Source organism: Micromonospora sp. BS32 (assembly GCF_059089345.1).
Genome location: NZ_JBSSHR010000009.1, coordinates 71,725 through 88,991 on the forward strand (window position 1 = coordinate 71,725; position 17,267 = coordinate 88,991).

Consider the following 17,267-nt stretch of genomic DNA (forward strand, 5'->3'; position numbering starts at 1 on the left):
GGAGGAGTCCCCGCCGGGTCGCCCCGGTCAGCCCATGCTGGCCAGGAAGTCGCTGTAGAACAGGCCGAGCGCGATCGCCACACCGATGCCCGCGATGATCCAGAAGCGGACCACGATGTTGACCTCGCTCCAGCCGGCCAGCTCGAAGTGGTGCTGGAGGGGCGACATCCGGAACACCCGCTTGCCGGTGGTGCGGAAGGAGATGATCTGGATCACCACGGACATCGTGATGATCACGAAGAGGCCGCCGAGGATGGGCAGCAGCAGGATCGTCCGGGTGGACATCGCCATGCCGGCGATCAGGCCGCCCAGGCCGAGCGCGCCGGTGTCGCCCATGAAGATCCGGGCCGGCGAGGTGTTCCACCACAGGAAGCCCACGCAGGCCCCGGCCGCCGCCCCGGCGATCAGCGCGATCTCCAGCGGGTCCCGGACGGCGTAGCAGTAGTTGTTCGGGTCGGCGGTGTACGTCGGGTCGGCGCACCAGTGCCGGTACTGCCAGAACGCGATCAGCGCGTACGCGGCCAGCACCATCACCGAGGCGCCGGTGGCCAGACCGTCCAGGCCGTCGGTGAGGTTGACCCCGTTGGTCGCCGCCATCACCACCAGGATGATCACGATCACCGCGCCGACCTTGGTCAGTTCCAGCGCCGGGATGTCCCGGATGAAGCTGAGCGTGGTGCTGCCGACGGTCTCGGTGTTCGTCCTGGTGCCGCCGGCGTCGGTCATGCTGCTCGGGAAGTAGAGCGCGACCACGCCGAAGATCGCGCCGACCAGGATCTGGCCGAAGAGCTTGCCGCGCTTGTTCAGGCCGCCGCTGTGCCGCTTGCGGACCTTGAGGAAGTCGTCGATGAAGCCGACCGCCCCGGAGAAGACCATCAGCCCCAGCAGCACCAGCGCCGTGATGGTCGGCTCGACCTGGGCGATCTGGGCGTCCGGCAGGGTGGTCAGGGCCAGGTGGCCGGCGACGTACGCGATCACGGTGGCCAGGATGAAGACCACGCCGCCCATCGTCGGCGTGCCCTTCTTGCCCTGGTGCATCGCCGGGCCCTCGGCCCGGATCGGCTGGCCCGCCTTGAGCCGGGTGAACACCTTGATCGCGATCGGGGTGGCGAGCAGCGAGATCAGGAACGCCACGCCGATGGCGACGATGACCGCCCTCACGCGGTCACCTCCGTCCCGGCCGCGTCGGCGCGCAGCGCGTCGGCCACCTCCCAGGTGCGATACCGGGAGCCCTTCACCAGGACGACGTCGCCCGGCCGTAGCTCGCTCCGCAGCACCTCGACGGCCGCCGCCTGATCGGTGAGCAGCACCGACCCTCCTCCCCAGTCACTTACCGCTGTCGCGCCCTCGTGCATCGGCGCGGCCGGCTCACCCACCACGAGCAGCCGGTCGACACCGAGCTCGGCGGCCAGCCGGCCGACCTCCCGGTGCCCCTCGTCCTCGAACGCGCCCAGCTCGGCCATGTAGCCCAGCGCGGCAAAGGTACGCCCACCCCGGCGCATGCCGACCAGCGCCCGCAGCGCCACCGCCATGGACGCCGGGTTGGCGTTGTAGGAGTCGTCGATCACGGTCACCCCGTCGGGCCGGTCGAAGACGTCCATCCGGCGGGTGGAGACCAGCCCCAACTCGCCCAGGGCCACCGCCAGCTCGCCCAGCGGCATGCCCAGCTCCCGGGCGACCGCCGCGGCGGCGAGCGAGTTGGAGACCTGGTGCCGCCCGGTCAGCCCGAGCCGCACCGACGCGGTCCCCTCCAGGGTGACCAGCGTGTACGCGGCCCGCCCCCGGTCGTCCATGATCACGTCGACCGCCCGGACGTCGGCCCGTTCCGCCTCGCCGTACCGGACCACCCGGGCGGAGGTGCGCGACGCCATCGCGTCGACCAGGGGGTCGTCGGCGTTGAGCACCGCCAGCCCGTCGGCCGGCAGCGCCTCGACGAGCTCCCCCTTGGCCAGCGCGATGTTCTCCACCGAGCCGAACTCGCCGATGTGCGCGACCCCGACGTTGAGCACCACGGAGATCCGGGGCGGCACCACGTCGCACAGGTAGCGCACGTGCCCCACCCCGCGGGCGCCCTTCTCCATCACCAGGTAGCGGGTCTGAGCCGTCGCCTGCAACGCCGTGTACGGGTGCCCCAGCTCGTTGTTGAACGACCCGGGCGGGGCCACCGTCGGGCCGAGCCGGACGGCGAGCTGGGCGATCAGGTCCTTGGTGGTGGTCTTGCCGGAGGAACCGGTCAACCCGATCACGGTGAGCTGGGGCAGCCGGTCCACCACCGCGCGGGCCAGCCGGCCCATCGCGGCCAGCGCGTCGTCGACGAGCACCATCGGCACCCCGGGCACCTCCCGGGTGCCCAGCACGGCGACCGCGCCGGCCGCCACCGCCGGAGCGGCGTAGTCGTGCCCGTCGACCTTCTCCCCGGGGAACGCGACGAAGAGCGCCCCGCCGGTGACCTTGCGGGAGTCGAACTCCACCGGGCCGGTCACCCGGGCGTCCGGGTCGGCGCCGACCAGCCGGCCGTCGACGGCCGAGGCGACCTCGGCCAGGCTCAGCGGAATCACCGGCTGCCCGCCAGGTCCCCGAAGCGCACCCGCAGCGCCTCCGCCAGCTCCACCCGGTCGTCGAACGGGAGCACCTCGCCGTTGATCTCCTGGCCGCGCTCCTGACCCTTGCCGAGCAGCGCCACGATGTCGCCGGGCTCGGCGAGCCGGACCGCCTCGTCGATGGCGGCCCGCCGGCCGGGCATCTCGATGATCCGGGCGGCGGCCCCGGCCGCGTACGCCCCGGCGAGCACCTCGGCCCGGATCGCGGCCGGCTCCTCGGTGCGCGGGTTGTCGTCGGTCACCAGCACCACGTCGGCTCCCTCCGCGGCGGCGGCGCCCATCACCGGCCGCTTGCCCCGGTCCCGGTCGCCACCGGCGCCGATCACGCAGATCAACCGGCCGGTGCTCAGCTCACGCAGCGCCGCCAGGGCGGCCACGATCGCGTTCGCCTTGTGCGCGTAGTCGACCACCCCGCGCACCGGGGCGTCGCCGCTGACCAGCTCCAGCCGGCCGGGCACGCCCCCGCAGGCGGCCACCCCGGCGGCCGCGGTCGCCGGGTCCACCCCGGCGGCGACCAGCGTGGCGATCGCCAGCAGCGCGTTGGCCACGTTGTGCCGGCCGGGCAGCGCCACGCCGGTGGGCAGCACGACCCCGTCCGGGCCGTGCACGGTGAAGCGCTGGGCGTACCCCTCGCCGTCGATCCCGTCGGCCCACCAGGTGGCGGCCGGGTCACCGGCGGCCGAGTAGCTGACCGTGCCGTCCTTGAACAGCGGGCGCAGCGCCGGGTCGTCGGCGTTGAGCACCTCGACCCCGCAGCGGCCGTCGAAGAGCTTCGCCTTGGCCGCGAAGTAGTCCGCCTCGTCGGCGTGGAAGTCCAGGTGGTCGGAGCCGAAGTTGGTGTAGCCGCCGACGGCGAAGCGCACCCCGCCGACCCGGCCCATGGCCAGGGCGTGGCTGGAGACCTCCATGACCACCGCGGTCACCCCGCGCTCCCGGGCCACCGCGAGCATGGCGTGCAGGTCGGTGGCCTCCGGGGTGGTTCGCACGCTGTCGACGACCAGGTCGCCCAGCCGGGTCTCCACGGTGCCGATCAGGCCGGTGACGTGCCCGGCGGCGCGCAGCCCGGACTCGATCAAATAGCTGGTGGAGGTCTTGCCGGCGGTGCCGGTCACCCCGATCACGGTCAGCGCGGCGGTCGGCTCGCCGTAGACGGCGGCGGCGAGGTCGCCGAGCACCGCCCGCGGGTCGGCCACCACCAGGGCGGGCAGCCCGGCCGCGGCCACCGCGGCGGCGCCCGCCGGGTCGGTCAGGGCGGCCACCGCGCCGGCGGCCGCCGCGCCGGCGGCGAACTCCGCGCCGTGCCGGCGGGCTCCGGGCAGCGCGGCGTACAGGTCGCCGGGAAGGACTTCCTGGCTGGCGTGGGTCACCCCGGTCACCGGCACCTCGGCGGCGCCCTCCGGCGGGGACACGGCGAGTCGGGCGGCGAGGTCGCCGAGCCGGACTCCGGGCACGGTACGGGGACGTGGATTGCCGGGCACGGCGTCAGACCCTACCCGGTCGGCCGGGGTCCGACCGCACAGCCGCCCCGGTGGTTCGTCGCCACTCAACGATGATGTCCCGCCTGCCCCGCTCAACGCGGAAAGACCTCGAAGTTGGGGGATTTGCCGCTGGACGGCGGCACCCGGAAGTGCCGCAGGGTGAAGCCCATCATCTCGCGGAACGCCGGAGCGGCGACCGCGCCGCCCTCGCCGCCCGGGCTCCAGACGAGGACCGCCACCACGTAGCGCGGGTTCTCCGCCGGAGCCATCCCGATGAACGAGCCGACCTCGCCGGGCTGCTTCTTGCCGTCGGCGTAGCGCAGGCCGGTGCCGGTCTTGCCGGCCACCCGGTAGTCGGGGACCGCCGCGGCCAGGCCGGTGGCCCGCCCGTCCGGGCCGTCGACCGTGGTCACCGCCTCCAGCAGGGTCCGCAGCGCCGCCGCGTTCTGCGGGCTGAGCACCGAGCGGGTGATCGGGGCGGCGGACGGGGTGTGCCGGCCGGTCGTGCCGTCCACCACCTCCTTGATCAGGTGCGGCTGCACGTAGGTGCCGTCGTTGGCGATCGCGTTGTACGCGGCGGCCATCTGGAGCAGGGTGGCGTCGACGCTGTGCCCGATCGGCACCGACCCGTGCGACGAGTCGCTCCACTCGTCGGCCGGGAGCACCCGCCCGGACGCCTCCCCCGGCATCCCCTCGTTGGTGCGCTGGCCCAGCCCGAACCGCTTCTGGTAGTCGATCAGCCGGTCCGGGCCGAGCTTGTCGGCGATCTTGATGGTGCCCACGTTGGAGGAGAAGGCCAGCATCCCGGCGACGCTCATGGTGCGCCCGTTCGCCGGGTGGGTGTCCGGGATCTCCGTGTCGCCCTTGACGATGCTGTTCGCCACCGGGAAGGCGGTCTGCGGGGTGATCACCCCCTCCTGGAGGGCGGCGCCGTAGGTGATCGCCTTGTGGATCGAGCCCGGGTCGACCACGAAGCTGGTGGCCGCGTCCTCCCGGTCGGTCGGCGAGCTGGCGTCCGGGTCGGCCGCGTCGTAGGTCGGGTAGCTGGCCTGGGCGAGCACGTCGCCGGTCTTCACGTCCAGCGCCACCAGCGCGCCGACGCTGCCCCTGGTCTGCGCCATCTGCCGCTTGAGCACCTGCTGCGCCTGGAACTGGAGGTCCCGGTCGATGGTGAGCACCAGCGAGCTGCCCGGCTTCGCCGGGGTGGTCTGGCTGTAGCCGCCCGGGATGGGCGCGTCCAGGTCACCCTGGCCGGCCTCGTAGACCCGCCGGCCGTCCTGCCCCTGGAGCAGGTCGTCGTAGCGGGCCTCCAGCCCCTCCAGGCCGTCCATGTCCTGGCTGACGAAGCCGACCAGGTTGGCCGCGAGGTCACCGCCGGGCACCTCGCGCCGCTCGTCGCGGTGGGTGCCGATGCCGGCGAGGTCCAGCTCCTCGATCTGCTTGGCCTTGGGGATGTCGACGCCCCGGGCGAGGTACTGGAAGGTGGACCACTTGCCGTTCTCCAGCTTGCGCGGTCGCATCCGCTCGAGCAGTTCCGACGCCGGCAGGCCGAGCAGCGGGGAAAGCTGCCGGGCCACCTCCGGCCGCTGGGCGTCGGTGATCAGGCTGGGGTCGGCGAAGACGTAGCGTGCCTCGACGCTCTGCGCGAGCGGGGCGCCGGTGCGGTCCAGGATCGCCCCGCGCGGGGCGGGCAGGTCCACCCGGCGTACCCGGTCGGCGACGCCGCCGCCCGCGTACGCCGGGGTGTCCACGGCCTGGAGGAAGACCAGCCGGATGCCGATCGCGGCGAAGAGCGTCAGGACCAGCATGGTGCCCAGCCGCAGCCGCCGGCGCGGCTCGGCCAGCTTCGGCGGCCGGCGCGGCTTGCGGACGGGCCGCCGGGCCGCCGGGCGGTCCGGGCGGCGCGGCGCGCGCCCACCCGGGCGGCGCGGCGCCGGCTCGTCGAGGCCGAAGTCGCCGTCGGACCCGCGGTTCGGCCGGGCCTGCACGGTACGGATGACGCCCGCCCGCCCGGCCGGAGCGGTCTCCCGCCGGCCGCCGCGCCCGGCGCCCACCCGACCGCCGTCGAGCACCTGCAACGCGGGGCGGAACGGGTCGCCGGAGCGGTTCGCGCGCGGGGTACGCCGCTGCCCGCCGTCGCGGTCCTCGCTGCTCTCCCGGATGGTCCGGCCCCGCGGGGTGTACGCCCGCGCGTCGGAGATGCCGCCGACGCCCGGCTCACCGGTACGCGGCTCGGCCCCCCGGCCGCCACGAACCGGACCGCGCCGGGAGCCCGTAGGGTCCCGGCGCGGATCATCCGATCTCGATGGCACGGAGCTATCCCCCGTTGCCCTGCTGGCTGGTGATCGCCGGCTGCCCGTTGGCGGGCTGCGGCACGCCGATCAGCCGGCCGTCCGGCAGCCGGATGTACGCCGGGTCGCCGGCCTCCACCAGGCCGAGCTTGCGGGCCTCGGCGGTCAGGTTGCCCGGCGCCTCGGCCGCGTCGATCTTCTTCTGCAGCTGCTGCTCGTCGACGTCCAGCCGGGCCTGCTGCTGCTGCAGCTTCTCCAGCCGGAACGCGTTCTCGTTGATCTTCGTGTTCACCGCCAGGATGCCCAGCACCCCGCCGACCACCAGCACCACGATCAGCGCCGCGAACGGCGCCCGCGGCACCCGGACCGGCGGCGGCGGCGCCACCCGCAGCCGGGGCGAGCCCGACCCGGTGGCGCGGACCCGCTCCTCCGGCCGCAGCGCGGCGTTGCCCTGGGTCGGGAACTCGCGCGCCCCCCGGGCGCGAGTCTCCCCCTGCCGAACGGCGCGGTCCGCCGTCGGCGTCGCCGTTCCGGCGCGTGTGGCTCGCTGCGCCGCGGTCCGGCCCCCCGACCGCGGTGCACCCCGCCCGACGACCGCGTCCCGGCCGTCGCGCTTGTCAACGTTCATGTTCCCTCCCCCTCTTCGTCCGTCCCTCTGCCGTCCCCCGGCGTCGGCTCCGGGCTCCCGGTGGAACCCGTGGCCGACCCCGTCCCCGGTTGGTGCATCGCCTTGACCCGTCGGCGGTACCGTTCGCGGTCGGTCCGCCCCTGTTCCCCGGCCCGCGGGTCGAGTCGTTCCGCGGCCCGCAGGCGCACCGAGGCGGCGCGCGGGTTCACGGCGACCTCCGCGTCCCCGGCGAGTTCGGCGCCCCGGCTGAGCAGCCGGAACGTCGGACCCGACCCGGGAAGTTCGACCGGGAGGTCGACCGGGCCCTTACTGCGGACCCGGTCGGCGAGCGCCTGCTTGGTGAGCCGGTCCTCCAACGAGTGGTAGGACAGGACCACCATGCGACCGCCCACGTTGAGCTTGTCCAGAGCGGCCGGCAGCGCCGTCTCCAGCGCTGCCAGCTCCCTGTTTACCTCGATCCGTAAAGCCTGAAACGTTCTCTTGGCCGGGTGTCCCCCGGTTCGTCGGGCTGGTGCCGGAATGCTCTCCCTGACCAGCTCGGCGAGCCGGGCCGAGGAGGTGATCCGGCCGCGCTCGCGCTCGCGGATGATCGCCGAGGCGATCCGACCGGCGAACTTCTCCTCGCCGTAGACCCGCAGCACCCGGGCCAGGTCCGGATGGGCGTAGGTGTTGACCACCTCCTCGGCGGTCACCCCACGGGTCTGGTCCATCCGCATGTCCAGCGGCGCGTCCTGCGCGTACGCGAACCCGCGGTCGGGCGCGTCCAGCTGCAACGAGGAGACCCCCAGGTCGAACAGGATCGCGTCGATGGCCGGATAACCCAGCCGTTCCAGCACCTCGGGCAGCTCGTCGTAGACGGCGTGCTCCAGGTGGATCCGGTCGGCGAAGCGGGCCAGCCGGGCCCGGGCGTGCGCCAGGGCCTCGGTGTCCCGGTCCAGGCCGATCAGGATCGTGTCCGGGTGGCGCTCCAGCACCGCCTCGGCGTGCCCGGCCAGACCCAACGTCGCGTCGACGTGGATCGTCCGGCCGCCCCTGTCCAGTGCGGGGGCCAGCAGCTCGAGACACCGCTCGAGCAGCACCGGCACGTGCGTGCCGCGCAACTCCCCCATGTCGACCCCCACTGGTTGAAACGTTCGTTCTTTCCGCGCCTGCTCGTCGGACGACGCCTGCCGTCGTACCGCCAGATCCCCATCCGCTCCCGCCCGCCCCCCGGGCCGCGGGCCCCGGAGACTGATCGTGCGCCTGGCACCGGGGAAGGGGTGCCAGGAACTCGAAAGCGGCTGGAGATCTCGCAGTACGTCGGGCGTCGTCCCGCCCTACAGACCGCCGGGCAACACCCCCTCCTCGATGTCGGCGAAGTCGTCTTCGCTCTCCGCGAGGTAGGTCTCCCAGGCCGCCCTGTCCCAGATCTCCACCCGGGTGCTCGCCCCGATCACCACCAGGTCCCGGTCGAGTGCGGCGTACGACCGGAGGTGGGCCGGGATGGTGACCCGCCCCTGCTTGTCGGGGACCTCGTCGTGCGCGCTGGCGAAGAAGACCCGGCTGTAGGCCCGGGCCGCCTTGTGCGTCATCGGCTGCGCGCGCAACTGGTCCGCGATCCGCTGGAACTCGGGCGTGGGGAAGACGTAGAGGCAGCGTTCCTGCCCTTTGGTTATCACGACACCCCCCGCCAGTTCGTCCCGGAACTTCGCCGGAAGGATCAACCGGCCCTTTTCGTCCAGGCGTGGGGTATGGGTGCCGAGGAACATCGGCCCAACCCCCTCGCCCTTGGCGGCGTTCGCGGCGCCGCTGACCCCCCGGGCCGGTGGGCCCTCCCGGCCTCACCATCGCGCCCCACTCTACTCCACTTCCCTCCACCTGCAACCAGAATCGCCCGTGTGGCGCGCCGTGTCCGTGGGTAAAAGAGCACGTCAGGAGGGGTGGAGCCGAGTGGAGGGCCGGCGCGCCCCCGCGCCGCGTCCGTTACCCGACATAGATCGACTCCGTCCGGCCGAGCACGGGCGGACCGGACGCCCGGCCGCACCCGGCCGAACGGTTCGCCGTCTGCGGCGATCTGGTGGACGCCGGGGTCCGGTAACCTCGCTCGGGTGACGGACGCGAAGATGCCCCTGCGGGCGAAGGTGGCCACCTCCGTGTCGAGGACCGCTGCGGCGCTCTCGCGGGCCGCCGGCCGGGGCGACGGCTCGGTGATCGGTGGTTGGATCGGCCTCAAGATCGACCCGGACCTACTGGCCCACCTCTCCGCCGGCCGCGCCATCGCGCTGGTCTCCGGCACCAACGGCAAGACCACCACCACCCGGCTCACCGCCGCCGCCGTCGGCGTGCTCGGCCGGGTCGCCACCAACTCCTTCGGCGCCAACATGCCGACCGGGCACACCTCGGCGCTGGCCAAGGCGGGCAGCACGCCGTACGCCGTGCTCGAGGTCGACGAGCACTACCTGGCACAGGTGCTCGAGGCCACCGAGCCGCACGTGGTGGCGCTGCTCAACCTCTCCCGCGACCAGCTCGACCGGGCCAAGGAGGTCGCCATGATGGCGCAGCTCTGGCGCGCCGCGCTGGTCCGGCACACCGACCTGCGGGTGGTGGCCAACGCCGACGACCCGATGGTGGTCTGGGCGGCCACCCCGCCCGGCGACCCGGCCCGCGGCATCCACCCGCCGCACGTCACCTGGTTCAGCGCCGGCCAGCGCTGGCACGACGACTCCTGGGTCTGCCCGGAGTGCGGCTCCACCATCCAGCGCTCCGGCGAGCAGTGGTGGTGCACCGGCTGCCCGCTACGCCGCCCCGACCCGCAGTGGACGGTGGAGGACGACGGCGTGCTGGATCCCAGCGGCGCCTGGCACAAGGTCACCCTCCAGCTGCCCGGCAAGGTCAACCTCGGCAACGCGGCCACCGCACTGGCCGTCGCCGCCGAGTTCGGAGTACGCCCCGTCGATGCGGTCTCCCGGCTCGGCAGCGTCACGTCGGTCGCCGGCCGCTACGCCCAGGTCGACCGGGACGGGCGCAACATCCGGCTGCTGCTGGCCAAGAACCCGGCCAGCTGGCTCGAGGCGTTCGACATGGCCGACGAGGCGCCGACCCTGCTCTCCATCAACGCGCGCGACCCCGACGGGCTGGACACCTCCTGGCTCTTCGACGTCGACTTCGCCCCGCTGCGCGGCCGGCAGGTGCTGATCACCGGCGACCGCGCGTACGACCTGGCGGTCCGGCTCGACGTCAACGACGTGCCCTTCCGGCACGTCCGGACGTTCGACGAGGCGGTCCGGGCGGTCCCGCCGGGCCGGCTGGAGGTCATCGCGAACTACACCGCCTTCCAGGACATCCGAGCGGAGTTGGACCGTGTCAACTGAGAGCCTGCGCATCGTCTGGATCTACCCCGACCTGCTCTCCACCTACGGCGACCGGGGCAACATGCTGATCCTGGCCCGCCGGGCGCTGCAGCGCGGGATGCCGGTGGAGGTGCTGGAGGTCCGCTCCGACCAGCGGCTGCCCTCCACCGCCGACATCTACCTCATCGGCGGCGGCGAGGACGGCCCGCAGGCCCTCGGCGCCCAGCGGCTGCTCGCCGACGGCGGCCTGCACCGCGCGGTCGCCCAGGGCTCGGTGGTCTTCGGGGTCTGCGCCGGCTACCAGCTCCTCGGCACCTCCTTCTTCGCCAAGGGCACCAAGTGCGCCGGGCTGGAGCTGCTCGACCTCTCCTCCGACCGAGGGCCGACCCGGGCGGTCGGCGAGCTGGCCGGTGAGATCGACCCGCGGCTGGGCATTCCGGCGCTGTCCGGGTTCGAGAACCACGGCGGGCGTACCCACCTGGGGGCCGGCGTCTCGCCGCTGGCCCGGGTCACCACCGGGGTGGGCAACGACGGCGCCACCGAGGGCGCCTGGCGCGGCAAGCTGCTCGGCACCTACTCGCACGGGCCGGCGCTGGCCCGCAACCCCGCCCTGGCCGACCTGCTGCTGCGCTGGGCCACCGGCGTGCACCAGCTCCCGCCGCTGGACGACACCTGGCCCGAGCGGCTCCGCTCCGAGCGCCGCGCCGCGGTGGCCGCCGCCGCCCGGGCATGATCCCCGCCGTCCGGCGGCTGCTCCGGCAGCCGTCGGCGCGCCGGTTCGCCCTGCTGCTGCTCATCCTCGCCGGGTTCGCGGTACTGCTGTTCACGGTGCCGCGACCCGACCTGAGGCACCTGCCCGAGCTGGCCGACCCCCTCGGCGGGTACGCCCCGGTCGCCGCCGTCGTGATCGGGGCGCTGCTGCTGGTCGCGCTGGTCCCCCGGACGTTCGTCACGCTCGCCGCCGGCGCCGTCTTCGGACCCTTCGAGGGCGCCGCGTGCGCGTTGGGCTCGGCGCTGCTGGCCGCGGCGATCGGCTTCACCGTGGGGCGGGTGCTGGGCCGGGAGTTCGTCGCGGAACGGGTCCGCGGCCGGCTGGCCAGGCTGGACGGCTGGTTCGCCCGGCAGAGCGTGCTCGGCGTGATCACCGTCCGGCTGCTGCCGATCGCCGGCTTCGGGCTGGTCAGCTACGGCTACGGCACGACCGGCGCGCGTATGCTGCCGTTCCTGGTCGGCAGCGTGATCGCCTCCGCCCCGACCGCCATTGGCTACGCCGCGATCGGCGCCGCGGTCAGCTCCCCCGGCCAGATCAACTGGTACGCCGCCGCTCCCGCCAGCCTGGGCCTGATCGCCAGCGTGGTGATCATTCAGCGCTGGTGGCGGGCCGAGCGGCAGCGTCGGCGCGACCTGGCCGACGCGCGACCATGACGCGGGGCGGTCCGCAGCCCGGTGGCACCGGTCCCGGCGGCTGGCACTGGTCCCCGCTGGGATCCGGCGCCGACCCGACGGAGCTGGGCCGGCGCTGCCGGCTGCTCTGCGACGGCTACGACGCGGCCGGCCCGGGGACGCTGCCCCGGGCGGACCTGCTCGACGTGATGCTCGACCAGCTCGAGGGCACCTGGCGGGGCATCGCCGCCGGCGCCGACCGCGACGAGCCCGGCATGCGCCGGCTCCGCGCGGCAGGCGCCGTCGAGGGGGTACGCCGCTGGCACGAGTGGCTGCTCGCGCACCACGCCACGGTGGACGACGCCCTGCGCGGCTGACCCGCCCGGGTGCCCGTCAACCACCGCCCGGTGGCACCCGGTGAGCGCCTGCGGGCCCGGGCGTGTCGCGGTGCGGGCGCACTTGTCTCCGCAAGCGATATGACGGTGAGTCATAAATATGCCGCTGCGTCATATCGCTCGTCACGGCAACCGCCGCCACGGACGTCACCCCCGGCGAGTGGCGACGGGCAGGGCCTGCCAGAAGGGCCCCCACGCGGGGCCGCGTGCCCGCCCTCACCAGGGCGCGGCAACCCGGTCCGCCCTCACCCGCGCGGGGCGACCGGGCCCGGCCTCAACCGGGCGGGGCGACCAGGCCCGCTTCGTACGCGGCGATCACCAGGTGTACCCGGTCGCGGGCGCCGAGCTTGGCGAAGAGTCGGGCCACGTGCGCCTTCGCCGTGGCGGCGCTGATCACCAGCTCGGCCGCGATCTCCGCGTTGGACAACCCCCGGCCGACCAGGGTCAGCACCTCCCGCTCCCGCTCGGTCACCCCAGTCAGAGCGCGCGGCCGGGGCGGCGGCCCGGGCCGGCGGACGAGATCGGCGATCAGCCGCCGGGTGACCGCGGGCGCGAGCAACGCGTCCCCGGCGGCGACCACTCGGATCGCCCCCAGGATGTCGTCCACGGCCATGTCCTTGACCAGGAACGCCCAACCGGTCGCCGCCTGGGAACGCCTGGTCGGCCTCGTCCCGTTCCCGAACTACGACGGCCACGTGGCGAGCATCGCGGGCTCCTGGACGGTCTTCGGAGCCTGGTCCCTGGTCGCCGCGGTGGTCACCGTGGTGGCCGTACACCGTCGGGAGCCGTGACGCGGGGCACCGACGGCGGAGGGCCGCGACCTCACGGTCGCGGCCCTCGCAGTGGCTCGGCGTCAGGCGACGACGGAGACCATCCGGCCCTTCACCACGATGACCTTGCGGGGCTCCTTGCCGGCCAGCGCGGACGCGACCGCCTCCAGCGCCGCCGCCCGTACCGTCTCCTCGGACGCGTCGGCGGGGACCTCGACCCGGCCGCGGACCTTGCCGTTGATCTGCACCGGGTAGGTGACGGTCTCGGCGACCAGCAGCGCCGGGTCGGCGCTCGGGAAGTCCGCGTACGCCAGCGAGGTCTGGTGCCCCAGCCGTCGCCACAGCTCCTCGGCCAGGTGCGGGGCGAACGGTGCCACCATCAGCACCAGCGGCTCGGCCACCTCGCGCGGGGTCTCCGCCAGCCGGGTCAGCCCGTTGGTCAGCTCGATCAGCTTGGCGATCGCGGTGTTGAACCGGATCCCCTCCATGTCGCCGCGGACCCCGTCGATCGCCTTGTGCAGCAGCCGGCGGGTCGCCTCGTCAGCCGGCGCGTCGGTCACCCGCAGCGCACCGGTCCGCTCGTCGACCACCGCCCGCCAGACCCGCTGCAGGAACCGGTACGACCCGACGACCGCCCGGGTGTCCCAGGGGCGGGACACCTCCAGCGGGCCCATCGACATCTCGTAGACCCGGAAGGTGTCCGCACCGTACGCCTCGGACATCTCGTCCGGGGTGACGACGTTCTTCAGGGATTTGCCCATCTTGCCGTACTCACGGCGCACCTCGGTCTCGCCGTGGAACCAGCGGCCGTCGATCTCGACGACCTCCTCCGCCGGTACGACCGCCTCGCGGGAGTCGCGGAAGGCGTACGCCTGGATCATGCCCTGGTTGAACAGCTTGCGGAACGGCTCGAAGGACGAGACGTGGCCCAGGTCGTACAGCACCTTGTGCCAGAAGCGGGCGTACAGCAGGTGCAGCACGGCGTGCTCGGCGCCGCCGACGTACAGGTCGGTTCCCCCACAGTCGCCCTCGGAGCGCGGGCCCATCCAGTAGGCCTCGTTCTCCGGGTCGACGAAGCGCTCGCTGTTCGTCGGGTCCAGGTACCGTATCTCGTACCAGCAGGAGCCGGCCCACTGCGGCATCACGTTGGTCTCCCGGGTGTACCGCTTCGGGCCGTCACCCAGGTCCAGCTCCACCTCGACCCAGTCGCGGCGGCGCGACAGCGGGGTCTCCGGGTCGCTGGCCGCGTCGTCCGGGTCGAACGTCTTCGGCGAGAAGTCGTCCACCTCGGGCAGCTCGACCGGCAGCATCGACTCGGGCAGCGCGATGGCGGCACCGGTCTCGTCGTAGACGATCGGGAACGGCTCGCCCCAGTAGCGCTGCCGGGAGAACAGCCAGTCGCGCAGCCGGTAGGTGGTCGCCCCGGTGCCGTGCCCGTTCGCCTCCAGCCACTCGATGATCCGGGCCTTGGCGTCGGCGACCCCCAGGCCGTCCAGGTCCAGGCCGCGGTCGGGCGCGGCGCTGTTGATCGCCGGGCCGTCCCCGGTGTACGCCTTGCCGTCGAAGCCCTCCGACGGCTGCACGGTACGCACGATGGGCAGGTCGAAGACCTCGGCGAATTCCCAGTCCCGCTCGTCCTGACCGGGCACCGCCATGATCGCGCCGGTGCCGTAGCCGGCCAGCACGTAGTCGGCGATGAAGATCGGGATGCGCCCGCCGGTGACCGGGTTGGTCGCGTACGCGCCGACGAAGACGCCGGTCTTCTCCTTACTGTCCGCCTGCCGCTCCATGTCCGTCTTCGCCGCCGCCGACTTCCGGTACGCCTCGACGGCCGCCCGCGGACTGGCGTGCCCGCCGGTCCAGGCGTCCTTCGTCCCCTCCGGCCAGGCGGCCGGCGCCAGCGCGTCGACCAGCTCGTGCTCCGGCGCCAGCACCATGTAGGTGGCACCGAAGACGGTGTCCGGCCGGGTCGTGAACACCCGCACCGGGGCGACGTCGGTCGGGAAGTCGATGTGCGCGCCGATGGATCGGCCGATCCAGTTGCGCTGCTGCAGCTTGATCGGCTCGGGCCAGTCCAGGGTGTCCAGGTCCTCCAGCAGCCGGTCACCGTACGCGGTGATCCGCATCTTCCACTGCTTCAGGTTGCGCTTGAAGACCGGGAAGTTGCCCCGCTCGGAGCGGCCGTCGGCGGTGACCTCCTCGTTGGCCAGCACGGTGCCCAGCCCCGGGCACCAGTTCACCGGCGCGTGCGAGACGTACGCCAGTCGGTGGTCGTCGACGACCTGCCGGCGCTCGGCGACGGTCAGCTCGGCCCACCGGCGGCCGTCCGGGGTGGGCCGGTCGCCGCCGGAGAACTCGGCGATCAGCTCGGCGATCGGGCGGGCCCGCTGGGCGTCCGCGTCGTACCAGGAGTTGAAGATCTGCAGGAAGATCCACTGGGTCCAGCGGTAGAAGTCGGTGTCGATGGTCGCCACCGAGCGCCGCTCGTCGTAGGCCAGGCCCAGCCGGCGCAGCTGCTCCTTGTACCGGGCGATGTTCGCCACCGTGGTGGTCCGCGGGTGGGTCCCGGTCTGCACCGCGTACTGCTCGGCGGGCAGCCCGAACGCGTCGAAGCCCATCGCGTGCAGCACGTTGCGCCCGGCCATCCGCTGATAGCGGGCGAAGCAGTCGGTGCCGATGTAGCCCAGCGGGTGGCCGACGTGCAGCCCCGCGCCGGAGGGGTACGGGAACATGTCGAGCACGAACAGCTTCTCCGCGCCCGCCCGGGGGTGGTCGGGATCGGCCAGCGGACCGGTCGGGTTCGGGGCGTGGAAGGTCCCCTCCCGCTCCCAGGTGTCCTGCCACCGGCGCTCGATCTCATCGGCCAGGGCCGCGGTGTACCGGTACGGGGGAATGTCGCCCGCCGGTGCGGCTGCCTCACTCATGGCGTCTCCTTGGCGCAAGTCGGATATGGGGAGCCCTGCTGCGGGCACAAAAAAGCCCCTCGCGCAGGAGGGGCCGCCGTGCTGTCGCGCGTCAGCGCATCAGCACGGCCCGGTAAGAAGCAGGAAGACTCCGGCCATAGGCGTGAGTGTACCCCGCCCGGCGAGCCGGTACGGGCCCGCCACCGGCAGAAATCACCGGGCGTGAGCGCCGGCCGCCCTCCGGGTCCCCCGTCGGAACGAATATTCGGGGCGTAACCGGCCGACCGCCTGCGAGGGTCGGCGATCACGACAAACATGGTTAGCCTGAGAGGCCAGTGAGATTTTTGCGGCAGACGAGGCTCGACGTCGCGAACCCAACGGCGGGTCCAGGTGCTCTTTACAGAGCTGCCGTTCCGGCGACGAGGAGGAGGCCCGTGACACAACAGACCTGGGACGAGGTGGGCGGCGTACTGCCGCACGACGAGTTCCGCGCCGCCAGCGAGGCCATCGTGGCCAACATCGAGCAGGTCATCGAGGGTAAGACGGCCACCGTCCGGCTCGCCCTGGCCGTCCTGCTCGCCGAGGGCCACCTGCTCATCGAGGACGTGCCCGGCGTCGGCAAGACCAAGCTGGCGAAGGCGTTGGCCCGCTCGATCGACTGCTCCGTGCGCCGGATCCAGTTCACCCCCGACCTCCTGCCCAGCGACGTCACCGGGGTCAGCGTCTACAACCAGGAGACGCACGACTTCGAGTTCCGGCCCGGCGCGGTCTTCGCCAACCTGGTGGTCGGCGACGAGATCAACCGGGCCTCGCCAAAGACCCAGTCCGCCCTGCTGGAGTGCATGGAGGAGCGGCAGGTCACCGTCGACGGCGTGACCTACCAGCTCCAGACGCCGTTCATGGTGATCGCCACCCAGAACCCGATCGAGATGGAGGGCACCTACCCCCTCCCGGAGGCGCAGCGCGACCGGTTCACCGCACGGATCGCCATGGGCTACCCGGGCCCGGAGGCCGAGCTGGCCATGCTGGACGGTCACGGAGCGGCCGACCCGTTGCAGGAGCTGCGCCCGGTCTCCGACGCCGACACCGTGCGCCGGCTGATCGCCACCGTCCGCCAGGTGCACGTCGCGGACGCGGTCAAGCAGTACGCCATCGACCTGGTCACCGCCACCCGCGAGGCCCCCGACCTGCGACTGGGCGCTTCCCCGCGGGCCACCCTGCAGATGCTGCGCACCGCCCGCGCGGTCGCCGCGCTGGAGGGACGCGACTACGTCCTGCCGGACGACCTCCAGGCCCTGGCGGTGCCGGTGCTGGCGCACCGGATCATCCCGACCGCCGACGCCCAGCTGGCCCGCCGCACGACCGACGCGATCGTCTCCGACCTGGTGCACCGGCTGGCACTGCCGCAGGAGCGCAAGCGCACCCAGTACGACCCGCCGCGGCCGGCCACCGGCAACGGCCGCGGGCCGTACGAGCCGCGGAGGCCGTGA

14 protein-coding genes and 1 pseudogene are annotated in these 17,267 nt (G+C 73.4%); 6 read left to right on the forward strand and 9 right to left on the reverse strand.

Annotation, left to right across the window (positions count from 1 at the left end; translation table 11 throughout):
* Nucleotides 1-27: 27 nt before the first annotated feature.
* From mraY to mraZ, 7 genes are all read right to left on the reverse strand, one after another.
* Nucleotides 28-1,161 carry a phospho-N-acetylmuramoyl-pentapeptide-transferase gene (gene mraY / locus AC5RWQ_RS15790; RefSeq protein ID WP_494283479.1) on the reverse strand — a complete coding sequence of 378 codons (1,134 nt, stop codon included), beginning with the start codon at nucleotides 1,159-1,161 and terminating at the stop codon, nucleotides 28-30.
* On the reverse strand, nucleotides 1,158-2,558 hold the full coding sequence (locus AC5RWQ_RS15795) for a UDP-N-acetylmuramoyl-tripeptide--D-alanyl-D-alanine ligase (protein WP_494283480.1): 1,401 nt from the start codon (nucleotides 2,556-2,558) through the stop codon (nucleotides 1,158-1,160). The genes mraY and AC5RWQ_RS15795 overlap by 4 nt, the downstream gene beginning before the upstream one ends.
* Nucleotides 2,555-4,078 (reverse strand): UDP-N-acetylmuramoyl-L-alanyl-D-glutamate--2,6-diaminopimelate ligase, encoded by a 1,524-nt coding sequence (locus tag AC5RWQ_RS15800; protein ID WP_494283481.1) that lies wholly within the window; start codon nucleotides 4,076-4,078, stop codon nucleotides 2,555-2,557. The genes AC5RWQ_RS15795 and AC5RWQ_RS15800 overlap by 4 nt, the downstream gene beginning before the upstream one ends.
* 92 nt (nucleotides 4,079-4,170) lie before the next feature.
* The gene (locus tag AC5RWQ_RS15805) at nucleotides 4,171-6,390 is read right to left on the reverse strand and encodes a peptidoglycan D,D-transpeptidase FtsI family protein (protein WP_494283482.1); all 2,220 of its coding nucleotides are present in this window, start codon (nucleotides 6,388-6,390) and stop codon (nucleotides 4,171-4,173) included.
* A gap of 4 nt (nucleotides 6,391-6,394) precedes the next feature.
* Nucleotides 6,395-6,997, reverse strand: a complete 603-nt coding sequence (gene ftsL / locus AC5RWQ_RS15810; RefSeq protein WP_494283483.1) for a cell division protein FtsL — start codon at nucleotides 6,995-6,997, stop codon at nucleotides 6,395-6,397.
* On the reverse strand, nucleotides 6,994-8,106 hold the full coding sequence (gene rsmH, locus AC5RWQ_RS15815) for a 16S rRNA (cytosine(1402)-N(4))-methyltransferase RsmH (protein ID WP_494283612.1): 1,113 nt from the start codon (nucleotides 8,104-8,106) through the stop codon (nucleotides 6,994-6,996). Before rsmH ends, ftsL begins: the two co-directional genes overlap by 4 nt.
* Before the next feature lie 207 nt (nucleotides 8,107-8,313).
* Entirely contained in the window at nucleotides 8,314-8,745 is a 432-nt protein-coding gene (gene mraZ, locus AC5RWQ_RS15820) for a division/cell wall cluster transcriptional repressor MraZ (protein WP_334494128.1), read from the reverse strand.
* A gap of 354 nt (nucleotides 8,746-9,099) precedes the next feature.
* On the opposite strand from mraZ, the gene AC5RWQ_RS15825 reads away from it, so the two are divergent.
* Genes AC5RWQ_RS15825 through AC5RWQ_RS15840 form a run of 4 tightly spaced genes read left to right on the forward strand, consistent with a single transcriptional unit; the run spans nucleotide 9,100 to nucleotide 12,086 of the window.
* Nucleotides 9,100-10,347 carry a MurT ligase domain-containing protein gene (locus AC5RWQ_RS15825; protein WP_494283613.1) on the forward strand — a complete coding sequence of 416 codons (1,248 nt, stop codon included), beginning with the start codon at nucleotides 9,100-9,102 and terminating at the stop codon, nucleotides 10,345-10,347.
* Complete coding sequence (locus tag AC5RWQ_RS15830; RefSeq protein WP_494283484.1) at nucleotides 10,337-11,059, forward strand: type 1 glutamine amidotransferase; 723 nt, start codon at nucleotides 10,337-10,339, stop codon at nucleotides 11,057-11,059. The genes AC5RWQ_RS15825 and AC5RWQ_RS15830 overlap by 11 nt, the downstream gene beginning before the upstream one ends.
* On the forward strand, nucleotides 11,056-11,751 hold the full coding sequence (locus AC5RWQ_RS15835; RefSeq protein WP_494283485.1) for a TVP38/TMEM64 family protein: 696 nt from the start codon (nucleotides 11,056-11,058) through the stop codon (nucleotides 11,749-11,751). The genes AC5RWQ_RS15830 and AC5RWQ_RS15835 overlap by 4 nt, the downstream gene beginning before the upstream one ends.
* The gene (locus AC5RWQ_RS15840) at nucleotides 11,748-12,086 is read left to right on the forward strand and encodes a hypothetical protein (protein WP_494283486.1); all 339 of its coding nucleotides are present in this window, start codon (nucleotides 11,748-11,750) and stop codon (nucleotides 12,084-12,086) included. The genes AC5RWQ_RS15835 and AC5RWQ_RS15840 overlap by 4 nt, the downstream gene beginning before the upstream one ends.
* A gap of 292 nt (nucleotides 12,087-12,378) precedes the next feature.
* Here AC5RWQ_RS15840 and AC5RWQ_RS15845 read toward each other — a convergent pair.
* A pseudogene (locus AC5RWQ_RS15845) lies at nucleotides 12,379-12,732 on the reverse strand (response regulator transcription factor); the annotation flags it as partial.
* On the opposite strand from AC5RWQ_RS15845, the gene AC5RWQ_RS15850 reads away from it, so the two are divergent.
* Complete coding sequence (locus AC5RWQ_RS15850) at nucleotides 12,716-12,895, forward strand: hypothetical protein (RefSeq protein ID WP_494283487.1); 180 nt, start codon at nucleotides 12,716-12,718, stop codon at nucleotides 12,893-12,895. The pseudogene AC5RWQ_RS15845 and the gene AC5RWQ_RS15850 overlap by 17 nt on opposite strands.
* Before the next feature lie 62 nt (nucleotides 12,896-12,957).
* Here the strand turns inward: AC5RWQ_RS15850 and leuS are convergent, their stop codons facing one another.
* Nucleotides 12,958-15,798: a leucine--tRNA ligase gene (gene leuS / locus AC5RWQ_RS15855; protein ID WP_494283488.1), complete on the reverse strand. Its 2,841-nt coding sequence runs from the start codon at nucleotides 15,796-15,798 to the stop codon at nucleotides 12,958-12,960.
* Nucleotides 15,799-16,211: 413 nt separating this feature from the next.
* On the opposite strand from leuS, the gene AC5RWQ_RS15860 reads away from it, so the two are divergent.
* Nucleotides 16,212-17,267, forward strand: coding sequence for an AAA family ATPase (locus tag AC5RWQ_RS15860; protein ID WP_494283489.1), 1,056 nt, complete (start codon nucleotides 16,212-16,214; stop codon nucleotides 17,265-17,267).

Coding starts and splice junctions, on each gene's coding strand:
- ftsL (WP_494283483.1), bottom strand. CDS start 6,997: ATGAACGTTGACAAGCGCGACGGCCGGGACGCGGTCGTCGGGCGGGGT.
- rsmH (WP_494283612.1), bottom strand. CDS start 8,106: ATGGGGGAGTTGCGCGGCACGCACGTGCCGGTGCTGCTCGAGCGGTGT.
- mraZ (WP_334494128.1), bottom strand. CDS start 8,745: ATGTTCCTCGGCACCCATACCCCACGCCTGGACGAAAAGGGCCGGTTG.
- AC5RWQ_RS15825 (WP_494283613.1), top strand. CDS start 9,100: ATGCCCCTGCGGGCGAAGGTGGCCACCTCCGTGTCGAGGACCGCTGCG.
- AC5RWQ_RS15835 (WP_494283485.1), top strand. CDS start 11,056: ATGATCCCCGCCGTCCGGCGGCTGCTCCGGCAGCCGTCGGCGCGCCGG.
- AC5RWQ_RS15840 (WP_494283486.1), top strand. CDS start 11,748: ATGACGCGGGGCGGTCCGCAGCCCGGTGGCACCGGTCCCGGCGGCTGG.
- AC5RWQ_RS15850 (WP_494283487.1), top strand. CDS start 12,716: ATGTCCTTGACCAGGAACGCCCAACCGGTCGCCGCCTGGGAACGCCTG.
- leuS (WP_494283488.1), bottom strand. CDS start 15,798: ATGAGTGAGGCAGCCGCACCGGCGGGCGACATTCCCCCGTACCGGTAC.